Source organism: Micromonospora sp. B9E7 (assembly GCF_039871815.1).
Taxonomy (GTDB): Bacteria; Actinomycetota; Actinomycetes; order Mycobacteriales; family Micromonosporaceae; genus Micromonospora.
Map to the genome: position 1 here is coordinate 26,024 of NZ_JBDPLX010000033.1, position 25,025 is coordinate 51,048.

Here is a 25,025-nt window from a genome sequence, read left to right on the forward strand (position 1 = left end):
AGGACGGACCGAGCTCACTGCGGCAGCCCCTGCTGGTTGAAGATCTGCACCATCTTCGTGTGGGCGGTCGTCACGGCCTGCGTCGGCGCGGTTCCCTGAACGACCTGCTGCATCATGTCGGTGAGGACGTAGGCCGCGCCGACGGCCTGCTGGCCCGCGCTGGCCTTCTGCGGGAAGGCCAGACCGTTCTTCGTGTTCAGCGGCAGCTTCAGCTCAGTGATCTTGCGCAGCATGGGGAACGCCGGGTCGCCACTGGTGAAGAACGGGTCGGCGTCCCAGACCTTCTCCCAGGCGGGCATCACCAGGCCGGGCGCCTCCTTCGCCACGCCGAGCAGCGCGGGCGCGCTGACCAGGTACTGCGCCAGGAGCTTGGCGAGCCCGGGGTTCTTGGCACCCTTGAAGACGACGAAACCCTGCGACTGGCCGAGCAGCAGGGGGTTGTTGGTCGCCGGGCCGATGCAGTCGGAGAACACGTGGGTGTTCGCGTACACCGGGTTCTTCTTGGTCCGGGAGTCCGCGTAGACGCTGAACTGGTTGCGGGTGTAACCGAGGATCCCGGCGAGCCAGTTCTCGTTGTTGCTGGTGTCGGTCCAGCTCGCGATCCCCGGCGGCAGCATCGGCTTGTACCTGGGGTTGGTGTAGATGTCGCCCAGGAAGGTCACCGCCTGCACCGTCTCGGGGGAGTTGAACGTGACCTTCCGGCCGTCGTTGGAGGCGATCGATCCGCCGTACGCGTTGATCAGGGCCTCGATCATGCCGTTGCCGTCACCGGACCGGTTCACCGTCATGCCCCAGCCGAACCGGCGCTTGGTCGGATCGGAGATCTCCAGGCACAGATCCCGCAGCTCTTCCCAGCTGTAGATGTCCTTCGGGGTGATGCCCTTGTCCTGCATCCAGTCCTTGCGCAGGAACGACCCGATCCCGATGAAGTGGTAGGGGATCGCGAACCACTTGCCGTCGAAGACGCAGAAGTTCTTGGCCTCGGCGCAGGGTTCGCCGTACTTGGCCGTCAGCGCCTGGACGACGTCCGTCACGTCCTCCAGGTCACCGAGCGCCTGGAACTGCGCGACGAAGCGTGAGTCGGTCATGAACGCCAGGTCGCGAGCCACCCCGCCCTCGACCTCGGCGTGGATCTTGGCCACCACGTCACCGGCGTCGGCCTGGACCAGGCTGTTCTCGATCTTCGTCCCGGTGGTGTCGGCGAACTTCTTGATCGAGCTGTCGAGTGCTTCGTTCGCCGCCGTCGAGTACAGCTTCTGCGACAGCATCCCCATCGAGGAGCCCTTCATCGCCGCCGCGGCGTCGATCAGCTCCTGCGGAACCTCCGGCTGCACCTTGGGGGGCGAGTCGGACTCGCCCCCGCAGGCGGCCAGACCGGCCGCGCCGAGCACCCCCACCCCCATCCCCAGAAAGCCGCGTCGTGACCAGGCTGGATTGTTTTCCATGGACATTCGCCTCCTTCAAGTCCCCGCCGCACGGCACGCCGAGGGCGTAGCTCGTGCTTCGGGTGTGTCTTCATGACGGCGACCACGGATGCGCGTCGCCCGCATCGTTCAGTGCGTTGAGGCGATCGGCGGCCGGGCCGAGAAGGCGGCGCTGATGTTCCAGTTGGGTCGAGCCACGGGACCACCGCCGTTCGAAATTTCGAACTCAGTTCGAAATACCGCATCAAGTGGTCGCGACGCTAGAACAGCCTTGAGAAGTATGTCAATGTTTCGATGGTGTTTCGAACCGAAAACGGGAGGTGGGCTATCGAGGCAGGGCCCGGTAGCCCATCCGGGCGGACAGCGTGGCCGCGCCCTCGCGGACCAGCTCGGTCCACTCCCGGTACGCCTGGGCTGTCCAGCGGATGATCGGCGCGGACAGGCTCATCGCGGCGATGGTGGCGCCGGAGTGGTCCCGGATTCCTGCGGCGACGCAGCGCATTGCGGTGTCTGACTCGCCGATGTCCACCGCCACGCTGTCCGCCCGTACCCGCGCGAGATGTGCCCGTAGGCGGTCCGGGTCGGTGATGCTCGCCGGCGTCATGCCAGGCAGGGCGTCCGTGGTCAGGACGGCGTCCAGGCCGGCCGGATCGAGGCCCGACAGCAGGATCTTGCCGACCGCCGTGCAGTGAGCCGGCAGCCGCCGCCCGACCGCGGAGACCATCCGAACCGGGTGCGTGCTGTCGAACTTGACGAGGTAGATGACATCGGCGCCGTCGAGCACGGCCACGTGGACCGCCTCGTCGCACGCGGCGGCCACGTCCCGCGCGACGCACTGCGCCTCACGGACCAGATCAAGCCGCCCGGCGAACGCCGCGCCGAGCTGGAACAGCGGCATGCCGAGCCGATAACGCACCGGCTGACCCGGTACGGAGATCAGGTACGAGCGCGTCTCGAGCGTGACGAGCAGCTCGTGGACGGTGGTGCGGGGCAGGTCGAGCCGCTCCATCACCTGGCGGGCCGACAGTTCAGGGCAGTCCACGAACAGTTCGAGGACGTCGAGTGCGCGGTTGACCGCCGGTACCACACGGGGCATGTCGATAGTCCCTTCCCAGTGCCGGCCCCGCGTCAACGATCTCCACTTGAGCCAGCACCTGAAGAGGATATCTGCGCCAGCGCCGGGCGCCAGGCTCCAGACTGTTGCAGAACCTTGCGACCATGACGCCATGACGCCCGGCCCGCCCGCCACCCAGGCCCAGGTATCCGACGCGGTCCTCACGGCGGTCTACACCGTGGTCGGCGCCCGCCGCACATCCCTCGACACGATGATGTGGCAGGTTCCCGCGCTGGCTACCGCGGCTCAGGCCTTCCTTCTCACGATCGCACTACAGCCCGGCAGCTCACCCGCTGCCCAAGCCCTCGCCGCCGTCCTCGGCACGATCCTCGCTGTCCTGGCGGCGCAGTTGATGGCCAAACACCGCCATCCTGAGATGAGCGACAGTCGGCTCATGGAGCGGATCGAGGGACAGCTGCGCCTTGAGCGAAGCCTCGACGTCCCTCCCCACGCCGCCGGGCGTCGCCGCCTCGGCGACCACCAACCCTGGTGGATTCGCATGTCGTCGTACCGGCTCTGGCTGCTCGGTGTGACCGGCTTCGGCGTCGCGGACCTGGCCGTGGCGGTGGACGCCGTGGCAGACCTGGGACTCTTCCGTTGAGCCGACACCGTTGACCCGGGCGGAGCGCCGGGTCGATCCTCATCGCCTGAGCTGAGGATGATTGCGAATCGTCAGGGTTTCCGTAGCGCGTCACTGTTCTGAAGAGCTACTTTGCCGCCGGCGGCGATGGCGGTCAGGATAACGGCGGCGCCGACGCTGAGTGCTGCCTTGTTGACCCACCTGTCAAGGTAGTGCTTGTTCTCGGAGTCCTTCGCGGATTCCTTGTCGGCGGTCTGCATGAGGCAATCGGTGAGGTACCTCCGCTCTTCCGGGCTCAGATCGTCCCGTTGGAGCTGAGCGATGATCGCCGCTCTGGCTTCCTGGTAGCCCCGATGAACGTTCTCCTGACTCTTCTCGTTGAACGAGAGGGTGGATTCGTGCATCCTCCGCACCGTGGTCATCGCCTTGACGGCGAATTTTGTGATCTCGGGGAGCTGCTCGATTACTTTTAGCTGAACCTCCTTCTCCATCTCCGGCATCATGGCCACGAGTTGGATGACCTTGTCCTTGGAGAGATTCCGCCAAGTGTCGATGCCAAGGGCCTTCTTGGCGTCCTCTTCACTGCTGATGGCCATCCTGCGTCCTGCCCGTCGAGAGGTCCAGTCGGCAAGGAGCGTAGCGGGGCCCTGCTCGTCCGCGCTGCATTCGATTCGCCAAGCGGCGTGGGTGCCTTGTCGGCACCGGCGCCGTGCTGCTGCGTAGCCTGCTCAACCCGCTGGCGTCGGTAGAGATCGCCCGGACCACCGCTACACCGATCGCCCGGTGCGAAGTCGGCAAACCTGGGCCTGCCGCCCGAACGCCACGACGACACCGCGTTCGGGCGTCGTCCAACGAGGCGGCGGTTTTCTCAGAGGAAACCGAGCTGGCGAGCCGCACCCTGGTGAACCGAAACGAGTTCAGCAAGCCGGATCGGCTTCCGAGACACCGTCGAGAGATCCTTGCCCTCCGTGGTCCACGGCGGCGGCAAAGCGCTGATCCCCTGATCCAAGGCAACGCCGGCGACCTCGACTTCCCACCCCGGCCAGCGCAAGCCGCCATAAAATCCCGTCACTGCACCGGTGAGCATCGCCTCCAGCCATTCTCCATACCCAAGCTCAAGGTCCTGCCAAGTCAGGTCCTCCGGGCCGAAGTAGTGCACCGTCGGTCTCGCGCCCGGATCCGCCTGCAACCACGCGAACTGCCCGCCCATCACATCGAATGCGACCACCAGATGACCGGCCCCCGGGATTAACTCGGCAGTCAAATCCGGCAGCTCGTCGTGCCCGCCGCCCAGTACCCGAAGCCAACCATGGTCGATTGCCAGTCCGCCGCTGTTGGCCACCACTGCCCCGAGCCACGACCTGGTCGTGATGCCCAAGGCCGTCAGGCATGCTTCCGCCCGCTGAGGATCGACCGGAAGCACCTTCACCGGATACGAGGCTGCCGCTATCAGCGCCCAAATCTCCGACCATGCAGACTGTTCCACCCCGTCAGTCTTGCCGGAGGGTCAACCATGCGACTCTGAGGGCGTGCCGCACACAGGCAAGATCGTCTAGCTGGACGTGTCACGGATCAAGTGACAGCGATCCGTAACGCATCAGGGTCGCTGACCTGCGGAGGAGTGGGCCGCCAGGGACTCGAACCCTGAACCTATGGATTAAAAGTCCACAGCTCTGCCATTGAGCTAGCGGCCCGCGCGCTCAGGTTACCTGACAGGGAGCGATGCCGGCTCTCGGCTTCCGGCCAGGCGTCGATGCCTGGCGATAGGCGGACCTGATCGTCACGAGGTCGGCGATCTGGCGGTGTCCGGCGCGATGGAAACCGCCACATCGGGGCTGTGGAGTGGATCAAGTGCGTGCTCGGCGGACGTGCATGGTTTGGGGCGACTGGGGTCGGTTGGATCTGCCCGCGTTGTCCGGCCGCCACCACCGGCCGGCGGGGGACGGGGGCCAGCACGGCTGCGTCCGGCAGTCCCTCGCCCTTGATTGACTCGGGTTTCCTGAAGTCGGGCTGTCGCGCACACCTGGATACCGCGACTTTCAGGAAGTCGAGTGGATCAAGGCGGCGGGGCGGGGCGGCTGTGTCGGGCGGGCGGACCTGGCCGCGCCGAAGAGGACGCGAGGGCCGTGCGGGCCGCGCCGTGCCGGCCGCGCTGGGCGGGCCGGCCTGGGCGGGCTGCGCTGGGCGGGCCGGCCTGGGCGGGCTGCGCTGGGCGGGGAGGCCCCGCCTTGCGCCCGGACGGAGAGCGTGAGAGCGGTGGTTGAGCTGCCGCTGGGCGGGTACGGGGTCGGGCATGCGGATCGTGGTGGTGGGGGCCAGCGGCAACGTCGGTACGGCCTTGCTGCGGCGGCTGCGCCGGGAGCGGGGCGTGGAGTTGGCCGGGGTGGTCCGGCGGTTGCCCGGCCCGGATGCCGGCGAGCCGTACGACCAGGTGGAGTGGCACTCCTGCGACGTCGGCGCGCCGGGCGCGGCGGGGCAGCTCGCCGAGGTGTTCGCGGGCGCGGATGCGGTGGTGCACCTGGCCTGGCAGATCCAGCCCAGCCATGACCAGCGGGTGCTACGCCGGACCAACGTCGACGGCAGTCGGGCGGTGATCGACGCGGTGGTCCGGGCCGGTGTGCCGGCACTGGTGTACGCCTCGTCGGTAGGCGTCTACGCGCCCGGCCCGAAGGACCACCCGATCAGCGAGCGGTGGCCGGCCACCGGGGTGCCCGGCTCGTCGTACAGCGAGCACAAGGCGGAGGTGGAGGCACTGCTGGACGAGGTCGAGCGGGATCATCCGACGCTGCGGGTGGTGCGGATGCGACCCGGTTTGATCTTCCAGCGGGCGGCCGGTGTGGAGATCACCCGCTATTTTCTCGGCCCGCTGGCGCCGGTGCGGCTGTTGCGCTTCGGTCGGATCCCACTGGTGCCGACGAACCGCCGGTTGCGGATGCAGGCGGTGCACGCCGACGACGTCGCCGACGCGTACACCCGGGCGGTGTTGGGTGATGCGCGCGGTGCCTTCAACGTCGCCGCGGACCCGGTGCTCAGCCCGGAGCTGGTGGCCCGGCACTTCCACGGTTGGACGGTGCCGGTCGCCGCGCCGGTGCTGCGGGTGGCCGCGGCGCTGAGCTGGCGGGCGCGGCTGCAGCCGGTCGACGCGGGCTGGGTGGAGCTGGGTCTGAACGCCCCGCTGATGTCCAGCGAGCGTGCCGAGACCGAACTGGGCTGGCAGCCCAAGATCGACGCCCTGGCGGCGCTCAAGGAACTCTTCGCCGGAATGGCCGACGGCGCCCACACGGGAAGCCCGCCGTTGTCCGGCACTCGCGATCTACCCGGCCGCCCCGCCGCCCTCCTGAAAGCCCGCCCCCCGGGCCAGGAAAACCCCTACTGATCCAACCCAACCAGCGGGGCGGACGCGCAGCCGCACCCGGGGCGGACGCGCGGCGAGCCCGGGCGGACGCGCAGGCGAGCCGGGGCGGACGCGACGGGCCGCGCCTGCGGTCAGCTCAGCTCAGCTTGGAGCCGGTGACCGTGGGGTTCTGGGCACCCAGGAAGAAGATGCCGGGGAAGCCGCGGGTCTCGAACTTGCCACTGGGGTTGCGGCGCAGGGTCGAGCTTTCGATCCGCATCGTGCCGGTGCGGTTGTTGCTCACGAAGAAGATCGCGCCGCCGCCTTCGTTGGCCTTGTTGTTCTCGATGATCGTGCCGGCGATCCGGACGGTGAACTCGTTGCCGTCGCAGTAGATCGCGCCGCCGCTGCCGCCGCCCGGCGTGCCGGACTTGGCCGGGTTGGCCCCGCTGCCGATCGCCTCGTTGTTCCGGAGCAGGCTGTTCAACACCACCCACGACACGCCGATGCTGCTCAGCGCCCCTCCGTTCGAGCAGGAACCGCCGTCGAAGGTGCTGCCCACCACGTACACCGGCTTGTTCTCGTGTTGGCTCAGCACCCGGACGGCCGCGCCACCCAGGTCGGGGCCGGTACGGTCGCAGCGGTTGCGGACGAAGCGCGAGTTGACCACCTTGAACCGTCCGCCCCGGACGAAGATCGCCCCACCGCCGCCGCCCTCGGCCTTGTCGCCGGTGGAGTTGCCCTCGGCGAACGTCAGGTTCTGCACGGTGAGCTGCGGATGATCCTGGTTCTGGCAGTGCGAGGTGGTCCAGCCCTGGGCCTCGTCGCAGGTGTTCATGTAGAGGATGCGGCGCTGCCCCTGGCCGCTCAGCGTGACCTTGCCGCCGCCGTCCAGCACGACCTTCGGCCCGTTGGCGTTGCGGACCTTCGCGGTGGCGGCCATCTTGATCGTCACCGGTGCCGGGCCACAGTCGAACGTGATGACACCGCCCGCCGCGACGGCCTTCACGACCGCCGCGGAGGTGCAGCTCGCCGGGGTGCCGGTGCCGACGGTCCGGGTCGGCTTCGAGGTGTCCACCGCCCGAGCCTCGGCCGGCACGCTGGCCTTGCCGTTCGGGTTTCCAGCCGCGAGGACCTTCTCGGCGGGCTTCGGGCTCGCGCTGGCCCCCGGGCCACCGAGGCCGTCACGGGCCTCCGGCGCGGCGCTCTGGTCGCCGGTCGCCAGCGCCGTCGGCGAGGTGGACGAGCCGGACTGGAAAGCGGGAGCCGGGTCGTCGGCCGCGCAGGCGGGCAGGGTCGCGGTGGCGACACCGAGGACGAGCAGAGCGGCAAGCGACGTCATGCGCACCCCGTGATGCTAGGAGCCGTGACGGTGTCGCGACGAATCCGCCGTGCCGGTTTAACCCCTGGTTAAGGGAGATCAGAAGTCGGCGAAGAGGTACGGCACCCGGCGGGGGAAGATGCCACGCAGCTCGGCGGCGGCGTCCACCGGCACCTCACCCAGGCCCCGCAACGGCAGCTCGGCCGGGTCCAGCACCCCGTACGCGAGGGCGGAGAGCCCGGCCGCGGTGAGGGTGGCGGTCGGCGTACGGACGGCGGTGTCGCCGACCAGCTCCAACGCTCCGGTCGTGCCGTCCAGCAGATGGGTGCCGGCCAGCCAACGGTCCCCGGTCAGCTCGACCCGTACCCGACCGGGTCCGGCGGGCAGCCCGTGCAACGCGCCCATCGACAGCAGCCGGGCCATCGGGGCGGACGAACCCGGTACCGCCGTCCGCGCCTCGACGTGCACATCCAGGTCGGTCAGCCACAGCTCCGGCAGCTCGTCGGGCGGAACCTGGACGGTGACCCGCGCGATCTGGTCGACGTGCCGGGCGAAGAACTGCAACAGCAACGTCCGGGAGAGCGGGTCGACAAACAGCATCTCGTTGCCGTGCAGCGTGCCGCCGTACTCGTCGATCCGGTACGTCACCGCGCCGGTGACCTCCCCGCCCACCCGGGCGGTGAGCAGCCAATACTCGTCCCGGTCGCGCATCCCGACCGCCCGGTAGTCCGGGAAGATCGAAAAGCCGTGCCGTTCCTGGAGGTTGCGCTCGGTGAACGCCCGCCACGCCGGATAGCCGGCCGCGATGCGTTCCCAGCCCACCTCGCCGGGCAGGTCCACCCGGAGCAGCGACCCCAGGTTGGCCGGGGCGAAGGTGGCCCGGCGCGGCTTGGGCAGCCCGACGTAGCCGAACCGGGCGTAGAAGCTGGGCCGGAACGGATAGAGCGCGCTGAGCGGATGCCCCTCGTCGCGCATCTCGTCGAGAAGTTGGTGCAGCAACGTCCGGACGTGCCCCTGCCTGCGGGCCAGCGGATGGGTCGCCACCCCGGCGACGCCGGCCATCGGCAGCACCACACCGCGCAGGTTCTGCCGCATCGGAATCGCCGAGACGGCGGCCAGCGTGGCACCGCCCTCCTCGGCGATCAACGTCCGGTTGCCCTCCTGGTAGGGCAGGTAGTCGCGGAACTCGTCGATCCGTGCGGCACCGAGCGGCGAGGACTCGAAGGCGTACGCGGCCAGCGGGAAGCTGGTGGTGAGACGGTCGTCGGCGGTCACCCGGCGGATGGTCATCCGCCCATCTCAGCCTGCCGCAGGGGTCGCAGCAACCGGATTGGGCCGATCCGCGGCGTCGACCAGCGCGGCGTCAGCCGACCGGCAGGTGTCGCAGGTGCCGGCGGCGGCGCAGGCGGACGCTGGACACCGCAGCCACGCCCAGGGCCAGCAGGGCGGTGACGACGAGCCCGTGCAGCAGGCCACGGGAGAGGTAGCCCTGGTCGGTGTGGTCCACCGCCCAGGTGGCGATCTCCCGGGTCGACCAGAACGGCGTCAACCTCGCCCCGGACCCGGCCGGGTCGATCAACATCTGCACCGTCACCACGGTGAGCAGCAGCAGCGTGCCTTCCAACTCGCGGGGCAGCAGCGCACCGATCAGCATCCCGAACGGCGCCGCCACCGCGACGGAACAGAGCAACGCCGCAGCCAGGCCGCCGTACCGCAGACTCGCGCCGTCGATCATCGGGAGCAGGAAGAACGGCACGGAGATGACCAGCCCCACGGTCCACAGGCCGAGCATCCGCCCGAGGTAGAGGTGGTGTGGGCGGTAGCCGGCCAACCGCAGCCTCGGCTCCAGCTCGCGGGCCGCGGTGGTGGCGAACAGCGCGGCGGTGCTCACCGCCCAGCCCACACCGAGCAGCAGCGAGCGGACCGACTGCCCGAGGTAGGCGTCCCGCCGGATCAGGTAGAAGGTCAACGGCATCAACAACAACAGCAGGAGTACGCCTCGACGCCGCAGCAACTCCCGCAGGGTCATCTCGGCGACGGTGACGAGCTGGTTCACAGGTGGCCTCCCTGACGACCGGGCGCGTGCCACTCGGTCTCTCGTGCCGGGGTCAGGTCGAGCACGATGTCCACCCGGTCGAGTTGGTTGAGCAGGTGGGTCACCACGACGACGGCCGTGCCGGCGTCGCGCAACCTGCTGAGCTGATCCCAGAAGTTGACGTACGTGCCCTGGTCGAACCCCTGGTACGGCTCGTCGAGCAGCAGGACGTCGGGGGCGCTGAGCGTGGACATGGTCAGGTTGAGCTTCTGCCGGGTGCCACCGGACAGGTGACGGGCCTGCACGTCACCGCCCGCTTCCCAGCCGAGCTGGCGAGCCGCCGCCCGACCGGCGCGGCGGGCCGGGCCCCGGGTCACGCCCTGACCGGCGCCGACGAGCACGAAGTGCTCGTCGGCGAGCAGGAAGTCGGCGGTGCCGCCGGACTGCGGGCAGTAGCCGAGCCGCCCGGAGACGGTCACCTCACCGGCGTCCGGTGACATCAGTCCGGCGCAGATCCGGAGGAAGGTGCTCTTGCCGCAGCCGTTCGCGCCGACGACCGCGGCGATCTGTCCGGCCCGGACGGTCAGTGTGGCGTCGCGCAGCACGGTTCGCCGGCCGTACTTCTTGGTGATGCCCGCCGCGTGCAGCCGGACCGGCCCGGGGCGTGGTCCGGGCGCGGTGCCGATGCTCTCCACGACCGCGCCCGCGTACTGCTGGGGTGGACCGAAGACGACCCAGGGGTCGCCGCCCCCTTCGCGCAGGTGTGTGGCGGCCTCGGCGACCACGTGCCGGGCGGCGTCCGGCGCGACCCGGCGCTGGTGCAGTTCGGCTGTGAGCGTCCGCAGCCAATCGTCGGCGTTCACCGGGTGACCCCCTTCGTGACGATGTCGTTCACCGGCCGAACGAAGGTGAGCCAGGCGTTGCCGCCGGCGCGGAGCGCCGCGTACCCGTCGTCGGTGAGCCGGTAGTACTTGCGGGCCGGCCCGGCACTGCCCTCCCGCCACTGCGCGGTGACCAGGCCGGTCTTCTGCAGGCGCAGCAGCACGGGATAGAGCGTGCCGCCCTGGATCGGCCCGACGCCCGCCGTGTCGAGCGCCTGGGCCAGTTGGTAGCCGTAGGACTCGCCCTCGGACAGCAGGGCCAGGACGCAGATGTCGAGCACCCCTCGCAGCCACTGCCCGCGTCGGTCGGAATCCACCCGATGGACAGTAGCGGCGCGATCTAGATGGCACAACCACCTACTGCGGGCCAGCAGAACCAGAACCGGCTGGTTACACGAACCGCCGAGTGAGTCGTACGGGTCAGCGCGCGACGACGTCGGAGACCACGACTGTCACGTTGTCCGGAGCGCCGGCGTGGTGGGCCAGCTTCACCAGTTGCTCGCCGCACTGCTGGCGGTCGGAGTACATGCCCAAAGCCGCCGCGATGGCGTCGTCCTCGACGTAGTCGGAGAGCCCGTCGCTGCACAGCAGCAGTCGGTCGCCGGGGACCACGGTGAGCACCCCGATCGCCGGTGGGGTGTCGGCGCCCTGCACGGCCCGGGTCACCAGGGACCGCTGCGGGTGGTGACGGGCCTGGTCGGGGGAGAGCGTGCCCTGGTCGACCAGCGCCTGCACGAAGGTGTCGTCGCGGGTGAGCTGCGTCAGCTCCCCGTCGCGCAGCAGGTAGCACCGGGAGTCGCCGACCTGGGCCAGCACCAGCGTCTCCCCGGCCAACAGCGCCGCGGTGAGCGTCGTGCCCATCCCTTCCCGGGTCGGGTCGACGGTGATGGCGGCGTGGATGCGCTGGTTGGCGGTGCTGACCACGGCGCGCAGGGCGTCGGCGGCACCGTCGGGGTCGGTGGGCGGGGCCAGCTCGTCCAGGATCCGGATCACGATCTCGCTCGCCACCTCGCCCGCGGGCAGCCCACCCATGCCGTCGGCGACGGCGATCAGGCGGTCACCGGCGAGGGCGGAGTCCTCGTTGTTGGTGCGCACCAAGCCGATGTCGTTGAGGATGGCCGAGCGGAGGATCAGCGTCATGGGGTCAAGCTTGCCAAGAAGACCCTGCCTTCGTCTCTACGCACTACTGCGTGGGGCGAAAATGATTGAGATATGGGTCGTCGGAACCGGTCTCAGCGGCGCGGGTAGCGCAGCAGCAGGCTGGCGGCGACCTCCTCGTCACCCACCGCCGCGTAGCTGTGCGGCACGTCGGACACCCAGCGGAGGTGGCCACCGGCCGGGGCGGTCAGCGGTGCGTCGGCCGGCCCGGCGCGCAGCACTCCGGCGAAGACGGTGATGTGTTCGGTCACACCTGGTTGGTGGGCGGGGGAGGTCTGCACGACGCCCGGCGCGACGCGCATCCGGTACAGCTCGTAGGTCGCGTCGGTGTCGGTGAACACCTCCAGCAGGGTGGCGGTGACGGCGGTGCCGTGCACGATCGGCTCGGCCGCCGGTTCGGCCAGCAGGGCGGTGAACGGCACGCCGAGCTGCGCGGTGACCGCCCAGAGCGTCTCCAGGGTGGGGTTGCGGGTGCCGTGTTCCAGGCCGGAGAGGGTGGCCTTTCCGACACCGGCGAGCCGGGCCAGTGTGGAGAGCGAGATGCCCCGCTCCTCGCGTAGGGCGCGGACCCGGCGGCCGACGACGACGGGATCCACGTCGAGGCCCGGGCGACGGGCTGGTGGTGGCTGCGGCACCCGACTATGGTGCTACACGCTGTCGTTCCGTAAACGGAACAGTCGTGGGGGTGGGATGGCCGGGCGTGTGCAACCACTGTTGGCGGGTGTGGTGACCGCGCTGGTCGGCTTCGCCAGCTCGTTCACGGTGGTGTTGGCCGGACTGCGCGCGGCCGGCGCGTCGGACGCGCAGGCCGCCTCCGGCCTGCTCGCCCTCTGCGTGGCGTGCGGGCTCGCCGCCGCCTGGCTGGGCTGGCGGCACCGGATACCGATGAGCGTGGCCTGGTCCACACCGGGCGCGGCGCTGCTGGTGGCGACCGGGCCACCCCCGGGCGGTTGGCCGGTCGCGGTGGGCGCCTTCCTCGTCTCCGGGGTGCTGATCGTCGCGGCCGGGCTGTTTCCGCCACTGGGCCGCGCGGTGGCCGCCATCCCCAAGCCGGTGGCCGGCGCGATGCTCGCCGGGGTGCTGCTGCCGCTGTGCACCGCCCCGGTCCGCGCACTTGTCGAGCTGCCCCTGGTGGCCGGGCCGGTGGTGGTGGCCTGGCTGCTGCTGCACCGGTTCGCCCGCCGCTGGGCGGTGCCCGGCGCGCTGGTGGTCGCGGTGGCGGCGATCGCGCTGACCGCGCCGCCGGCCGGTCTGACCGGTGCCGCGCTGATCCCGTCGGTCACGCTGACCATGCCCGCCTGGAACGCGTCCGCGCTGGTCGGACTGGCCCTTCCGCTGTTCCTGGTCACCATGGCCGCGCAGAACGTACCCGGCATGGCCGTACTGGTCGGCTACGGCTACCGGCCGCCGTTCGGCGCCGCCCTGCGGGCCACCGGCCTGGCCAGCCTGCTCGCCGCCCCGGCCGGCGGGCACGCGGTGAACCTCGCGGCGATCACCGCCGCGCTCGCCGCCAGCCCCGACGCGCACCCGGACCCGGAGCGCCGGTGGGTCGCCTCGGTCACCGCCGGCCTCGGGCTGGCTCTGCTCGGGTTGGGCGCCGGAGCGGCCACCGCGCTTGTCGCGGTCGCCCCACCGATCCTCATCGAGGCGGTCGCCGGGCTGGCCCTGCTGGGCGCCCTCGCGACCGCGCTCGCCTCGGCGGTCGCCGACCCGACGACCCGGGAGGCCGCAGTGGTCACCTTCGTGGTGACCGCCTCCGGGGTGACGTTGATCGGCGTGGGCGGCGCGTTCTGGGGTCTGGCCGCCGGTTGCCTGATGCTGTTGCTCTTCCACCGCCGCCCACCCGCCGTCGCGGCGCCCGACCAACCCGCAGCGCCCGACCAACCCGCAGCGCCGGAGCAGCCCGCCCCTGCCGCGCGGGAAAGATCCACTCGGGTTTCATGAAGTCGGGCTGTCCCGAGGCTGCGGACACCCCGATTTCCGTGAACCCGAGTCGATCAGGGCGGTGGGGTCACTCCTCGGGCGGCAGATCGGCCACCCCGACGGCCAAGAGGACCCGGCCATCGGCCACCGACCCGATCCGGTCGGCCGGTACGTAGACCGCCCCGGTGCGGGTCAGGTCGGTCGAGACCTTCAGATAGCCGCTGTGCAGCAGTCGTGCCGCCAGGTCGGCCGGAACGTCCGGCTCCTCGACCGCAGTCGCCTCGATCAGCTCGTCCAGGCTGCTGCCCGGGTCGGCGGTCGATGTCTGGACGGTCACCGCGTTCGGGTCGCCCCGCTGGACGAGGTCCACGGTGCCGACCTCGGTGCCGGCTGAGTCGATCACCGGCATCCCGGTGGTGATCCGCGAGATGGTCGCCTGCTGCTCGTCCTGCTGGTCCATCCCGCTGCGGTTCCCAGGGCGGCGCGCCGCTAAACGCCGCCCGTCCGCGCCTGCCTGCCCGCCGTTCGGCCGGCTCCACCCGCCCGGGCGCTCAGCGGCAGCCGCAGCCTCGGCGTGGGCCGGCACCTTGTCCCAGAGCAGCGGCCTGGAGGCCCGGAGGCGGGCCTGGCGGAGATGGTCCGGAGAGCGTTATGACTCTGAGTCATATTTATGCCTCAGAGTCATAGCCGTCGAAAGCAATACCGCCTCCACGGCCCGCCCGCTCAGCTGTTCGGGAGGGTCCAGCTGCCCGGTGGGCGGGGGGACAGCTCCCGCCAGGTGTCCGGGCCGTCGAGGAGGGCCCGGACGGTGTCCTCGGCCTCGTCCGCACTGCCGTACTCGTAGAACCGGGAAATGCCCTCGGCCCCGCCGGCGCGCTGCTCGACGTGCCACCGGTTGGCGTCCACCCGCAGGAAGACGTCCCGCCGGGCCAGCCGCCCCCACTTCCCGTTCCACCAGTGCTTCCGCTGCTCCATGGCGGGACTCTATCGAACACACGTACGAGAAGGTGCGGCCCCTGCGGGATTCCCGCAGGGGCCGATGTGCATCCGATCGGGTCAGCGCTGCGTCGGCGGTTCCGTCCGGCGGCCCAGCACGTCGTCCAGCGCCCCACGCTGTTGGCCCGGGGTGGTGTGACCGGCGGAGACCAGCGCGTCCCGGATCTCGGTGAGCAGCTTGACCTCCTCGCTCGGCGCCGCAGGCGGCGGCTCCTCGCCCCGCTGCCGCCGCTCGGCGAGCTTGTTCATCGGGAACACCACGAAGAAGTAGAGCACCGCCGCGGTGAGCAGGAACGTGATCAGGGCGTTGATGAACCCCGCCCAGTCCATGTAGTTGCCCTTGCTGATCTCCCACTGGCCGGCGAACTGGTCCTCCCCGCCGCCGACCAGCTTGATGATCGGCTTGAGGAACGAGTTCGTGAGGGCGGTGACCACGCCCGTGAACGCGGCGCCGATGACGACACCGACCGCCAGGTCGACGACGTTGCCGCGCATGATGAAGTCTTTGAAGCCCTTGAGCATCCGTACTCCCGAGGTGTCCGCTTTTCTGTCGGGGACAACCTATGCCCGTTCGGCGGGCTCCAGGAAAGCGCCAGCTTCGAGTGCCGCCCGGCCCGGGTCGCCGGCCCGGATCGCCTCGACCAGTCGGCTGTGGTCGACGTAGCGCTCAGGGGTGAGCGCGTCGCCCATCGCCTGGGCGACAGTGCTGCGCAGGGCGCTGCCGACCGAGGCGTACAGCTCGGCGAGCATGGCGTTGTGCGCGGCGGCGACCACCGCCGTGTGCAGCGCCGCGTCGGCCTCGACGAACGCCTCGACCCGGCCGCCGTGCCAGGCGGCCTCGCGCTCGGCAAGCGCGCCGTCGAGCGTCGCCAGGTCCTCAGGTGTACGCCGCAGCGCGGCGAGCCGGGCGGCCTCGACCTCGAAGGCGCGGCGTACCTCGATCACCTCGGTCATCCGGTCGTCGCCGAGGCGGCGGGCCACCACCGGTGCCAGCTCGTCGGTGGAGATCACGTACGTGCCGGAGCCCTGCCGGCACTCCAGCACCCCGGCGTGCACCAGTGCGCGGACCGCCTCGCGGACCGTGTTGCGGCCGACGCCCAGCGCGGCGACCAGCTGCGGCTCGGTGGGTATGCGCCCGCCGACCGGCCACTCGCCGCCGAGGATCCGAGCGCGGAGCTGTTCGATCGTCTGCCGGACCCGGTGGCCGCGGGGTGGCACGGCGGGCTGGCCGCGAGGCGGCACCGGCGGTGCGGAGCGGAAATCAACCGACGGTGGCACTGGTTACATCACCGGTCCCAAATTCATCCCATGATTGTAGGTTAGAGGTCATGACCCCGCCACCCACCGCCGCTCCGGCTCCGCCCGCTCCCGCCGCCGTCGACACCCGCGTGCCGCGGGAACCCGGTGCGGGCCGGCGGACGCACCCGGCGACCGGTGGCGCGCTCGTGCTGGTCGGAATGCTGCTGGTCGCGGTCAACCTGCGGGCCGTGGTGACGAGCCTCGGCGCGCTGCTCGACGAGGTCCGCGACGGGCTGGGCCTCTCCGGTGCCACCGCCGGTCTGGTCACCACCCTGCCGACCATCGCGTTCGCCGGTCTCGGCGCGCTCACCCCGTGGTTGGTACGCCGGGTGGCGCCGGCCCGGGTGCTGGTGGTCGCCATGCTCGCCCTCGCCGTCGGTCAGGTGCTCCGGGTCGTCACCGACTCGACCTGGATCTTCGTGCTCACCAGCGCGCTGGCGCTGTCCGGGATCGCGGTCGCCAACATCCTGCTGCCGATGCTCGTCAAGCAGCACTTCCCACACCGCACCGGCCTGGTCACCGGGGCGTACACGATGGCGTTGACCGTGGGCACGACGGTGGCCGCCGCCACCGCGGTGCCTATCGCGCACGCCTTCGGGTCCTGGCGGGCCGGGCTCGGCATCTGGGCCGCGATGGCCGCGGTGGCCGTACTCCCGTGGGTGCCGCTGGCGCTGCGGACCCGGACGGGCGCGCGGCGGGCGACCCCGACGGCGGTCGCCGCCGCGACGGCGCGGATCCGGCCGGCGCGGACCCGGCTCGGCTGGGCGATGGCCGTCTACTTCGGGGCGCAGTCGCTCAGCGGGTACGCGATCATGGGCTGGTTGGCCCAGTTGTTCCGCGACGCCGGCTACCAGCCGGAGTCGGCCGGGCTGCTGCTCGCCGGCGTGACCGCGCTCGGCGTGCCGATCGCGCTGCTGATGCCCACCCTGGCCGGCCGGCTGGGCAGCCTGCGCCCGCTGGTGCTCGGGCTGACCACCGCGTCGGCGTTGGCCTACCTGGGGTTGGCGCTGGCTCCGCGCGGTGCCGCGCTGCTCTGGGTCGCGCTGCTGGCCATCGGGCAGGGGGCGTTCCCGATGATCCTGACCGCGATCGGTCTGCGCGCCCGCACCGCCGAGGGGACCGTCGCGCTCTCCGCGTTCGCGCAGAGCACCGGCTACGTGATCGCCGCCCTCGGCCCGCTGATGGTCGGCATCCTCTACGAGGCCACCGGCGGTTGGACCGCCCCGATCGGGTTCCTGTTGGGCGCTCTCGCCGTGCAGACCACGGCGGGCATGGCGATCGCTCGTCCCCGTTACGTCGAGGACGAGTGAGGAACGGCTGCGGTCAGGAGGAGGCTGGCGTCGATTCGCCGGCGACTGCCTCGTCCACCGTCGGATAGGTGTGCAGCACCTCGACCAGCCCGCTCACCTCGAGGATGCGCAGCACTCCCCGCTGCGGTGCGGCCAGCCGGACCACGCCGCCGGCCTCGTCGCAGCTGTTCTTGGCGCGGACGAAGACCGACAGACCGGTCGAGTCGCAGAACGAGACGTCCGCCAGGTCGAACACCAGCCGGCTGCGGCCCTTGTCGAGCAGGTCGGTGATCTGGTCCTGAAGCTGCGGTGCGGTGGCCATGTCCAGCTCGCCCGCCACCGACACGACGACCACGTCGCCGCGCTGTTCCGTGTGCACCGTCAAGGACATTCGCCAGACCTCCTGTTATCGGGGGAACGGTATCCCACGACCGGGGTCGAACGCAGAACGGGAGCCGGCATCCGGTGGTCATCGTCATTCCGTTGCTATGGGGCAAGTAGTTGATCAGTCCCCGGTGATAGAGTCCGCCCGGTCCAGGTCAAGGGGGTTCGAAATGGCGTTGAGCACCGAAGAAAGTGGTCGGCTTGCCGCGCTGCTCGGCGGGCAGGCCGAACGGGTCACGACTCGGTGGACCGAGATCGTCACCAGTTCGTTGCGGGGCCGGCTGAGCCAGGCCGAGTTGCGCCGTCAGGTCGAGGACCTGCACCGTGCCATCGTCACCACCAGCGAGCAGGGCACCATCGACCTGTCCGCCGACAGCGCCGCCGAACTGCGCGCCGCGCTCTCCGAGCTGTCCCGTGGCCGGGCCCGGCAGGGCTTCTCCGCCACCGAGACCACGATCAGCATCTTCGCGCTGAAGGACGTGCTGGCCGAGCTGGTGCAGGAGGCCGGTGGCCCGAACGCGCTGCACGACTACGTCTCCTTCTCGAAGCTCGTCGACGAGATGGGCCTGTTCACCTTCGAGAGCTTCGTCCGGACCCGGGAAAGCCTGATCGCCGACCAGGCGGAGCAGCTGCTCGAACTCTCCACCCCGGTGGTCAAGCTCTGGGAGGGCGTCGTCGCCGTGCCGCTGGTCGGCACCCTGGACTCGGCCCGGGCCCAGGTCGTCATGGAACGGCTGCTGCAGACCCTGGTCGACACCAGCTCGCCGTACGCGATCATCGACATCACCGGCGTACCGGCGGTGGACACCCAGGTCGCCCAGCACATCCTGAAGACCGTGGTGGCCGCCCGGCTGATGGGCGCCGACTGCATCATCTCCGGCATCCGCCCGCAGATCGCGCAGACCATCGTGGCGCTCGGGATCGAGTTCGGCGACATCGCCACCAAGGCGAGCCTCGCCGACGCGCTGCGCCACGTGCTGCGGCTCAACGGGGTGGAGACCGCCCGTCGCCAGCCGCGCCGGGACGCCTGATGGAAAGGGTGCCGATCCTCAAGATCGGGGACATCCTGCTCGTCTCCATCCAGCTCGACATGTCCGACCAGACGGCGGTCCAGCTTCAGGAGGACCTGGCCGAGCGGATCGTCGCCACCGGATGCCACGGCGTCATCATCGACATCACCGCACTGGACATCGTCGACTCCTTCGTCGGGCGGATGCTCTCCACCATCGCGTCGATCTCCAAGGTGCTCGACGCCGAGACGGTGGTGGTCGGGATGCGTCCCGCCGTGGCCATCACCCTTGTCGAACTCGGGCTGTCGCTGAACGGCATCCGTACCGCGCTGAACGTCGAGCGCGGCATGGAGCTGATCGCGGCGGCCCACGCCGACGAGCTCGACTACCAGCTCGACGACGATCCGGACGCCGAGACGGCCACGCCGTGACCGCGGGCGTCGACCTGGGCCAGCCACAGGCGCAGTCGGTCCGCAGCGATGAGGACGTGGTGCGTGTCCGGCAGCTGGTCCGCGCCGTGGCGGTGGCCAGCAAGCTGTCCCTGGTCGACCAGACCAAGGTGGTCACCGCGGCGAGCGAGTTGGCCCGCAACACCCTGGTGTACGGCGGCGGCGGTTCGGTCGAGGTGACGGTCGTGGACAACGGCCGACGCAAGGGCGTGCAGATCGTGTTCGCCGACTCCGGGCCGGGCATCGCCGACCTCGACCTGGCCATGACCGACGGCTACACCAGCGGCGGCGGCCTCGGCCTCGGCCTCAGCGGGTCGCGACGCCTGGTGGACGAGTTCCAGATCGAGACGTCGGCGGAGACCGGCACGCGGATCACGGTCACCAAGTGGTCCAGGTGAACGCCGACGCGGTCACCGACAGTGGCATCTGGTTCCGGGTGGAGGCCAGCAGCGCGGCGAGCGCCGTCCGGCGTGCCGCCGAACGTCTCGGCGCGCAGGTGGAGATGGGTGCGGCGCGCATCGCCGATCTCGCCATCGTCGCGGCCGAGTTGACCAGCAACCTGGTCAAGCACGCCGACGACGGTGTCCTGCTGCTCCGGCCGGTACGCCGCGCCGGGCAGGCCGGTGTGGAACTGGTCGCCATCGACTCCGGGCCCGGGATGGCCGACCTGACCGTCTCGTCCCGCGACGGGCACTCCACCACCGGCACGCTCGGCATCGGTCTGGGTGCCATCGTGCGACAGGCCAGCTGGTTCGACGGATACTCGCTGCCCGGCCGGGGCACCGTCCTCGCCGTGCAGGTCTGGCCGGCCGAGGCGGCACAGCCGTCCTGGGCCGGTGCTCTCACCCGGCCGTTGACCGGCGAGACGATCAGCGGTGACGGCTATGCCGTCCGGGTCGTCGACGGGCGGCACCAGGTGCTGGTCAGCGACGGGTTGGGGCACGGCCCGCTGGCCGGGGCCGCCACCGACGCGGCGCTGGCCGCGTTCCGCGACGCCCCCGCCGGCCCACCGGCGACGGTGGTCGGTCACCTGCACCGGAGCATGTCGCACACCCGGGGCGCCGCGCTCGCCGTCGGCGAGCTGATGCCGGAGGCTGGCGTGCTGCACTACGCCGGCCTGGGCAACATCGCCGGCGTGGTCGTCGAGGGTGACGGCCGCCGTCGAGGGCTGGTGTCGCTGCCCGGCATCGCCGGCCACCAACGGCCGACCATCCGGGAGTACGACTACCCGTTCGGTCCTGGCGCCCGGCTGGTGATGCACAGCGACGGGGTGGTCGACCGGTGGCGGATGGCCGACTACCCGGGCCTGGCCGAGCGATCCCCGTTGGTCATGGCGGCGACCCTGCTCCGTGACGCCGGTGTGCGCCGTGACGACGCCTGCGTACTGGTCGCGAGGTCCTGGGCATGAGCGGGCCCGCGCTGCCGCTGCTCCAGATGGCGCTGCGGGTCGAGCAGGACATCTTCGTGATCCGTCAGCGGGGCCGCGAGGTGGCCGCCGTGGTGGGCCTCGAACACCAGGACCAGGTTCGGATCGCCACCGCGCTCAGTGAGGTCGCCCGGGATCTGCTGCGGACGACCGGAGGAGCGGACGTCTCGTTCCACGTCGACGCGGGTGCCGACGGCCGGTTCCACCTGCGCGCCGACCTGGCCCCGGTGGCCCCGCTGCCGGACGGCCGATACGAGCCACAGTCCGGCGCGGTGTCCCGACTGGTTGACACACTGAGCGTGTCGACCGTCGAGGGGGTTACGGTCGTAAGGATGTCCCGACGAGTCCCGGCCAACGCGCCGACGCCGACCCCGGAGCGGCTCGCCGAGTTCCGTACCGAACTCGGCCGTACCGCGCCGGGCAGTGCGCTGGACGAGCTGACCGTGCAGAACGGGCAGCTCATCGCCGCACTCGACGAGGTGCGCAGCCAGCGCGACGAGCTGGCCGTGCTGAACGAGGAGCTGGCCGAGACCAACCGCGGTGTGCTGGCGCTCTACAACCAGCTCACCGAGGAGCTGGAAGAGACCAACCGCGGCGTCGTCGCGCTCTACGCCGAGCTGGACGAGAAGTCGGCCCAACTCCGTGCCGCGAGTGAGTCGAAGAGTCGGTTCCTGGCCAACGTGAGCCACGAGCTGCGCGCCCCGGTCACCGCGATCATCGGCCTGGGGCGGTTGCTCACCGACTCCGCCTCCGACCCGCTCACCGACGAGCAGAGCCGCCAGGTCGATCTGATCCGCTCCTCCGCCGCGGACCTGCTCGGCCTGGTCAACGAACTCCTCGACCTGGCCAAGGCGGAGTCCGGCCGGATCGAACCGGACCTGGCCGACGTCGACCTGCGCCCGGTCTTCGGTCAACTGCGCGGCACGCTGCGCGCGCTGGCCACCCGACCGGACGTGGAGCTGGTCGTGGAGGAGCCGGCCGCGCCGGCCCTGCTGCGCACCGACGAGGTGCTGCTCGGCCAGGTGCTGCGCAACCTGCTGCACAACGGGTTGAAGTTCACCGAGCGCGGCGAGGTGCGACTGCGAGCCCACCGGCAGGATGACCGGTGGAAGTTCGAGGTCAGCGACACCGGGCCGGGCATCGCTCCCGAGCTGCACGACCGGATCTTCGAGGAGTTCTACCAGGTGCCCGGTGCCACCCGGGTCGGCGGCACCGGCCTCGGTCTGCCGTACGCCCGGCGGTTGGTGACGCTGCTGGGCGGGACGCTGGAGCTGACCAGCGGGCCGGGCGAAGGCAGCACGTTCACGGTCTCCCTGCCCACAGGTGGGGCGTGACGGCGTGGACGGCGTGCCGACAACCATCCTGGTGGTCGACGACAGTCGTACCAAGCGTTACCTGCTGGTCAGCTGGCTGACCCGGGCCGGGTTCACCGTGCTGGAGGCCGAGAACGGCGCCGAGGCGTTGGCTCGGGTCGAGGTGGATCGGATCGACCTGGTGGTTCTCGACGTCCGGCTGCCCGACCTGAGCGGTTACGAGGTCTGCGAACAGATCAAGGCGCGGCATCCGGTGATGCCGGTGATCCATGTGTCGGCGCACGCCGTGGACGTGGCCGACCGCGCCCAGGGGCTGACCCGGGGTGCGGACGCGTACCTGACCGAGCCGATCGAGCCCGAGGAGCTGATCGCCACCACCCGGGCGGTGTTGCGCTACTACCAGGCCCGGCAGCGCGCCGAACTGCTCGCCGAACGGTTGCTCGGGTTGGCCGACACGACCGTTGCCGTGCACGCCGCGCCGACCTTCGCGCGCCTGCTGGAGGCCGCCGCCGAGGGCGCCGCCCAGATCTTCAAGAGCCCGGCGGCGGTGATCGCCGAGACCTTCGACGGCGACTGCCTCGCCGGCGTCTGCGCCGGTCCCGGCGCGGTGGCCGCCGTGGTGCCGTGGGTCGTCGACGACACCGGGGTGCCCACCGGCGCCACGGTGCGGGTGGAGGCCCCGGCGGACTGGGCGCTCGTCGACTGGCCGGCGGACGACACGGTGACGGTCGCCGCCGCCCGGCTGCGCGAGGACCGGGCCCCGCTGTACGTGGTGGTCCCGACCGCCACCCAGACCGCGCGGACCCCGGTGCTCAAGCAACTGGCTCAGGCGGTGGCGGCGGCCGTGGAGGCGCAGCGCTCGTTCGACGAGGAGCACCGGATCGCGGTCACCCTCCAACGCAGCCTGCTCCCGCGCGGGCTGCCCACCGTGGCCGGCCTCGACCTCGCAGTGCGCTACGAGCCGGCCAGCGCCCAGACCGAGGTGGGTGGCGACTTCTACGAGTTGGTGATGCTCGACGGGCACCTGCTGCTGGCGATCGGCGACGTCGCCGGCCACTCACTGCACGCGGCGACCGTGATGGCCGAACTGCGGCACGCGGTGCGGGCGTACGCGGTCGAGGGGCACCAGCCCGGCGAGATCCTGCACCGGGTCAACGAGCTGATGCGGACACTGCTGCCGAACGAGCTGGCCACGCTCTGCGTACTGCTGCTGCACCCACCGACCGGACGGGTCCGGCTGGCCAGTGCCGGGCACCTTCCCCCATTGATGATCATGGACGGCAAGGTCGAGTTCGTGCAGCACTCCGCGCCGCTGCTCGGCGTCCGTGCCCCGCGCCCGGCCGACCTGGAGTTCGTGCTGCCGGCCGGGGCCACGCTGGTCTTCTACACCGACGGGCTGATCGAGCGACGGGACGCCACCATCGACGAGGGGATGGCCGCGCTCGCCGCGCTCTCCGCCACGGTCGACGACGACCTGGACCGCTTCTGTGACAGGCTGCTGGTGGAGCTGGCCCCACCGGAGATCCAGGACGACGTCGCCGTGGTCGTCCTGCGCCGTCGCTGATCTGTCAGCTGTCTCGGCTTCCTCAACGCACCGAGCGGGCGTACGCGGCAGGGGACACCCCGGCCACGGCGGTGAAGTCTCGGACCAGGTGGGCCTGGTCGCTGTAGCCGAGGTCGGCGGCGAGGTCAGCCCAGCTCAGCGGGCCACCAGCAGCCTGTTCGACGGCCTCCTGGAGCCGGTAGCGGCGGATCACCCACTTCGGCCCGACCCCCACGTACTCCATGAAGAGCCGCTGCAACCGGCGGACCGGAACGTCGTGCCGCGCGGCGAAGTCGCCGACCCGCAGCACCGTCCGGTCGGTACGGATCGCCTCGGCCAGCCGGGTGGCCTCCTCGGCCATCGGGTCCGGCTCCGGCCGCCAGGCGGTGAGGAGGGTGTCCAGCGCCCGGCAGCGCTCGTCGTCGCCGGCCGCCGAGGTGGGTGCTCCCGGGAACGTGCCCGCGCCCACCGGGACGTCCGGGTGGGTCAGCCGGCCGAAGGGCAGCGGCACCCTACGGCCGGTCAGCTCACTGACCGAGCGCCGCCAGAACGGGTGGAAGCCGCCGGGGCGGAACTGCACCCCGGACACCCGGCCGACGCCGTTGAGCGTGATCCGGAACAGGTCGTGACCCACCCCGGCCACCTCGCCGGACTCGGGCCCGTCGTCGTCCCGTAGGAACACCACGTTCACCGCCGGGTGCGGCACGACCCGCTGCTCGAACGGCGCGCTCAACGCCCAGTCGATCAACCAGTAGTGCTCGACCCACGGACGTAGCGACTCCGCCGGCAGGTGTCGGCGGAAGCGCATCTCGCGCAGCAGGCGCCCGGGGTCGAGAATTCCCCGGCTGTCGCCACGCGGTCGCTGTCGCATTTGTTCAAGACCACCCTCATACGCTGGCCCTATGTCCACTCAGACTAGCGAGCTGCTGGCGGCCGCCGCGCCGCGAACCGTCGATGTCGTACGGGGCATCTCCGACGACCAACTGGACCGGCCCACACCGTGCAGTGACTACCTGGTCCGTGATCTGCTCAACCATCTCTTCCAGGTGGTGGTCAACTTTCAGGATCTGGCCCAGAAGCGACAGGTGGAGTGGGCCGAGAAGCCCGACCACCTGGGCGACGGCTGGCGGGACCGCTTTGAGGTGGAGACCGGCCGGTTGATCGCCGCCTGGTCGGACCCGTCCAGCGTGGAGGGCATGTCACCGCGTATGCCCATGCCGCAGTCCGTCATCGGCGGCATGGCCCTGCTGGACCTGACAGTGCACGGCTGGGATCTCGCGGTCGCCACCGGCCAGCCGTACCACCCGGCCCCGGAGGCGGTGGCCGAGCTGCACACGCTGGTGGAGCAGTTGGGCCCCACCGCCCGCAAGATGGGCGTCTTCGCCGACCCGGTTGCCCACCCCGCTCCGACCCCCACACCCGACCTGGCCCCGCCGCTCGACCTGGCCTACCTCCTGACCCAAACCGGCCGCACCCCCACCTGGCCCACCACCCCCTAACCCGCCGCCCTCACCCCCACCCGCCGCCCTCACCCCCACCCGCCCCC

28 protein-coding genes and 1 tRNA gene are annotated in these 25,025 nt (G+C 70.9%); 11 read left to right on the forward strand and 18 right to left on the reverse strand.

Annotated features, from left to right (window positions below):
• Positions 1-14 precede the first annotated feature (14 nt).
• Positions 15-1,445, reverse strand: a complete 1,431-nt coding sequence (locus ABGB10_RS32065) for an extracellular solute-binding protein (protein ID WP_347664719.1) — start codon at positions 1,443-1,445, stop codon at positions 15-17.
• A gap of 304 nt (positions 1,446-1,749) precedes the next feature.
• Positions 1,750-2,520, reverse strand: coding sequence for an IclR family transcriptional regulator (locus ABGB10_RS32070; protein ID WP_347664720.1), 771 nt, complete (start codon positions 2,518-2,520; stop codon positions 1,750-1,752).
• A gap of 130 nt (positions 2,521-2,650) precedes the next feature.
• On the opposite strand from ABGB10_RS32070, the gene ABGB10_RS32075 reads away from it, so the two are divergent.
• Positions 2,651-3,139: a hypothetical protein gene (locus ABGB10_RS32075; RefSeq protein ID WP_347664721.1), complete on the forward strand. Its 489-nt coding sequence runs from the start codon at positions 2,651-2,653 to the stop codon at positions 3,137-3,139.
• A 71-nt stretch (positions 3,140-3,210) separates the two neighbouring features.
• On the opposite strand, the gene ABGB10_RS32080 is transcribed toward ABGB10_RS32075, so the two are convergent.
• The 3 genes from ABGB10_RS32080 to ABGB10_RS32090 all read right to left on the reverse strand — a co-directional run bounded on the left by ABGB10_RS32080 (position 3,211) and on the right by ABGB10_RS32090 (position 4,812).
• On the reverse strand, positions 3,211-3,714 hold the full coding sequence (locus tag ABGB10_RS32080) for a hypothetical protein (RefSeq protein WP_347664722.1): 504 nt from the start codon (positions 3,712-3,714) through the stop codon (positions 3,211-3,213).
• A 272-nt stretch (positions 3,715-3,986) separates the two neighbouring features.
• Positions 3,987-4,604, reverse strand: a complete 618-nt coding sequence (locus ABGB10_RS32085) for a DUF2625 family protein (protein ID WP_347664723.1) — start codon at positions 4,602-4,604, stop codon at positions 3,987-3,989.
• 136 nt (positions 4,605-4,740) lie between these two features.
• Positions 4,741-4,812 (reverse strand) — tRNA-Lys (locus ABGB10_RS32090).
• Positions 4,813-5,411: 599 nt separating this feature from the next.
• Here ABGB10_RS32090 and ABGB10_RS32095 point away from each other — a divergent pair.
• Complete coding sequence (locus tag ABGB10_RS32095; protein ID WP_347664724.1) at positions 5,412-6,494, forward strand: NAD-dependent epimerase/dehydratase family protein; 1,083 nt, start codon at positions 5,412-5,414, stop codon at positions 6,492-6,494.
• A 115-nt stretch (positions 6,495-6,609) separates the two neighbouring features.
• On the opposite strand, the gene ABGB10_RS32100 is transcribed toward ABGB10_RS32095, so the two are convergent.
• From ABGB10_RS32100 to ABGB10_RS32130, 7 genes are all read right to left on the reverse strand, one after another.
• The gene (locus ABGB10_RS32100) at positions 6,610-7,794 is read right to left on the reverse strand and encodes a hypothetical protein (RefSeq protein WP_347664743.1); all 1,185 of its coding nucleotides are present in this window, start codon (positions 7,792-7,794) and stop codon (positions 6,610-6,612) included.
• Between the two features lie 78 nt (positions 7,795-7,872).
• Positions 7,873-9,063, reverse strand: a complete 1,191-nt coding sequence (locus ABGB10_RS32105; RefSeq protein WP_347664725.1) for a GNAT family N-acetyltransferase — start codon at positions 9,061-9,063, stop codon at positions 7,873-7,875.
• A 73-nt stretch (positions 9,064-9,136) separates the two neighbouring features.
• Positions 9,137-9,829: a hypothetical protein gene (locus ABGB10_RS32110; RefSeq protein WP_347664726.1), complete on the reverse strand. Its 693-nt coding sequence runs from the start codon at positions 9,827-9,829 to the stop codon at positions 9,137-9,139.
• Positions 9,826-10,671: an ATP-binding cassette domain-containing protein gene (locus tag ABGB10_RS32115; RefSeq protein WP_347664727.1), complete on the reverse strand. Its 846-nt coding sequence runs from the start codon at positions 10,669-10,671 to the stop codon at positions 9,826-9,828. The genes ABGB10_RS32110 and ABGB10_RS32115 overlap by 4 nt, the downstream gene beginning before the upstream one ends.
• Entirely contained in the window at positions 10,668-11,006 is a 339-nt protein-coding gene (locus tag ABGB10_RS32120; protein WP_347664728.1) for a PadR family transcriptional regulator, read from the reverse strand. Before ABGB10_RS32120 ends, ABGB10_RS32115 begins: the two co-directional genes overlap by 4 nt.
• A gap of 103 nt (positions 11,007-11,109) precedes the next feature.
• On the reverse strand, positions 11,110-11,829 hold the full coding sequence (locus ABGB10_RS32125) for a protein phosphatase 2C domain-containing protein (protein WP_347664729.1): 720 nt from the start codon (positions 11,827-11,829) through the stop codon (positions 11,110-11,112).
• 92 nt (positions 11,830-11,921) lie between these two features.
• Positions 11,922-12,482, reverse strand: coding sequence for an XRE family transcriptional regulator (locus tag ABGB10_RS32130; RefSeq protein ID WP_347664730.1), 561 nt, complete (start codon positions 12,480-12,482; stop codon positions 11,922-11,924).
• Positions 12,483-12,537: 55 nt separating this feature from the next.
• Between ABGB10_RS32130 and ABGB10_RS32135 the strand changes: the two genes are divergently transcribed.
• Positions 12,538-13,791 (forward strand): benzoate/H(+) symporter BenE family transporter, encoded by a 1,254-nt coding sequence (locus tag ABGB10_RS32135; RefSeq protein ID WP_347664731.1) that lies wholly within the window; start codon positions 12,538-12,540, stop codon positions 13,789-13,791.
• 67 nt (positions 13,792-13,858) lie between these two features.
• Here ABGB10_RS32135 and ABGB10_RS32140 read toward each other — a convergent pair whose 3' ends face one another.
• The 4 genes from ABGB10_RS32140 to ABGB10_RS32155 form a co-directional block, all read right to left on the reverse strand.
• Positions 13,859-14,230, reverse strand: coding sequence for a hypothetical protein (locus ABGB10_RS32140; protein WP_347664732.1), 372 nt, complete (start codon positions 14,228-14,230; stop codon positions 13,859-13,861).
• Between the two features lie 263 nt (positions 14,231-14,493).
• Positions 14,494-14,745, reverse strand: a complete 252-nt coding sequence (locus tag ABGB10_RS32145; protein ID WP_347664733.1) for a hypothetical protein — start codon at positions 14,743-14,745, stop codon at positions 14,494-14,496.
• A gap of 81 nt (positions 14,746-14,826) precedes the next feature.
• The gene (gene mscL / locus ABGB10_RS32150; protein ID WP_347664734.1) at positions 14,827-15,288 is read right to left on the reverse strand and encodes a large conductance mechanosensitive channel protein MscL; all 462 of its coding nucleotides are present in this window, start codon (positions 15,286-15,288) and stop codon (positions 14,827-14,829) included.
• Between the two features lie 39 nt (positions 15,289-15,327).
• The gene (locus ABGB10_RS32155; RefSeq protein ID WP_347664744.1) at positions 15,328-16,008 is read right to left on the reverse strand and encodes a FadR/GntR family transcriptional regulator; all 681 of its coding nucleotides are present in this window, start codon (positions 16,006-16,008) and stop codon (positions 15,328-15,330) included.
• Positions 16,009-16,094: 86 nt separating this feature from the next.
• On the opposite strand from ABGB10_RS32155, the gene ABGB10_RS32160 reads away from it, so the two are divergent.
• Positions 16,095-17,375: an MFS transporter gene (locus ABGB10_RS32160; RefSeq protein WP_347664735.1), complete on the forward strand. Its 1,281-nt coding sequence runs from the start codon at positions 16,095-16,097 to the stop codon at positions 17,373-17,375.
• A gap of 13 nt (positions 17,376-17,388) precedes the next feature.
• Here ABGB10_RS32160 and ABGB10_RS32165 read toward each other — a convergent pair whose 3' ends face one another.
• Positions 17,389-17,745: an STAS domain-containing protein gene (locus ABGB10_RS32165; RefSeq protein WP_179781714.1), complete on the reverse strand. Its 357-nt coding sequence runs from the start codon at positions 17,743-17,745 to the stop codon at positions 17,389-17,391.
• A gap of 163 nt (positions 17,746-17,908) precedes the next feature.
• On the opposite strand from ABGB10_RS32165, the gene ABGB10_RS32170 reads away from it, so the two are divergent.
• The 6 genes from ABGB10_RS32170 to ABGB10_RS32195 are packed head-to-tail and all read left to right on the forward strand — an operon-like array spanning position 17,909 to position 23,500.
• Positions 17,909-18,769 carry an STAS domain-containing protein gene (locus ABGB10_RS32170; protein WP_347664736.1) on the forward strand — a complete coding sequence of 287 codons (861 nt, stop codon included), beginning with the start codon at positions 17,909-17,911 and terminating at the stop codon, positions 18,767-18,769.
• A complete protein-coding gene (locus ABGB10_RS32175) occupies positions 18,769-19,179 on the forward strand; it encodes an STAS domain-containing protein (protein ID WP_112586344.1) in 411 nt (136 codons plus the stop codon). The genes ABGB10_RS32170 and ABGB10_RS32175 overlap by 1 nt, the downstream gene beginning before the upstream one ends.
• Positions 19,176-19,595: an anti-sigma regulatory factor gene (locus ABGB10_RS32180; protein WP_347664737.1), complete on the forward strand. Its 420-nt coding sequence runs from the start codon at positions 19,176-19,178 to the stop codon at positions 19,593-19,595. Before ABGB10_RS32175 ends, ABGB10_RS32180 begins: the two co-directional genes overlap by 4 nt.
• Positions 19,592-20,605, forward strand: coding sequence for a SpoIIE family protein phosphatase (locus ABGB10_RS32185; protein ID WP_347664745.1), 1,014 nt, complete (start codon positions 19,592-19,594; stop codon positions 20,603-20,605). Before ABGB10_RS32180 ends, ABGB10_RS32185 begins: the two co-directional genes overlap by 4 nt.
• Positions 20,602-21,957 carry a sensor histidine kinase gene (locus ABGB10_RS32190; RefSeq protein WP_347664738.1) on the forward strand — a complete coding sequence of 452 codons (1,356 nt, stop codon included), beginning with the start codon at positions 20,602-20,604 and terminating at the stop codon, positions 21,955-21,957. Before ABGB10_RS32185 ends, ABGB10_RS32190 begins: the two co-directional genes overlap by 4 nt.
• A gap of 4 nt (positions 21,958-21,961) precedes the next feature.
• Positions 21,962-23,500, forward strand: a complete 1,539-nt coding sequence (locus tag ABGB10_RS32195) for a SpoIIE family protein phosphatase (protein WP_347664746.1) — start codon at positions 21,962-21,964, stop codon at positions 23,498-23,500.
• Positions 23,501-23,522: 22 nt separating this feature from the next.
• Here the strand turns inward: ABGB10_RS32195 and ABGB10_RS32200 are convergent, their stop codons facing one another.
• Positions 23,523-24,350, reverse strand: coding sequence for an AraC family transcriptional regulator (locus tag ABGB10_RS32200; protein ID WP_347664739.1), 828 nt, complete (start codon positions 24,348-24,350; stop codon positions 23,523-23,525).
• 31 nt (positions 24,351-24,381) lie between these two features.
• Between ABGB10_RS32200 and ABGB10_RS32205 the strand changes: the two genes are divergently transcribed.
• Positions 24,382-24,978 (forward strand): TIGR03086 family metal-binding protein, encoded by a 597-nt coding sequence (locus tag ABGB10_RS32205; RefSeq protein ID WP_347664740.1) that lies wholly within the window; start codon positions 24,382-24,384, stop codon positions 24,976-24,978.
• The last annotated feature ends 47 nt before the right edge of the window (positions 24,979-25,025 follow it).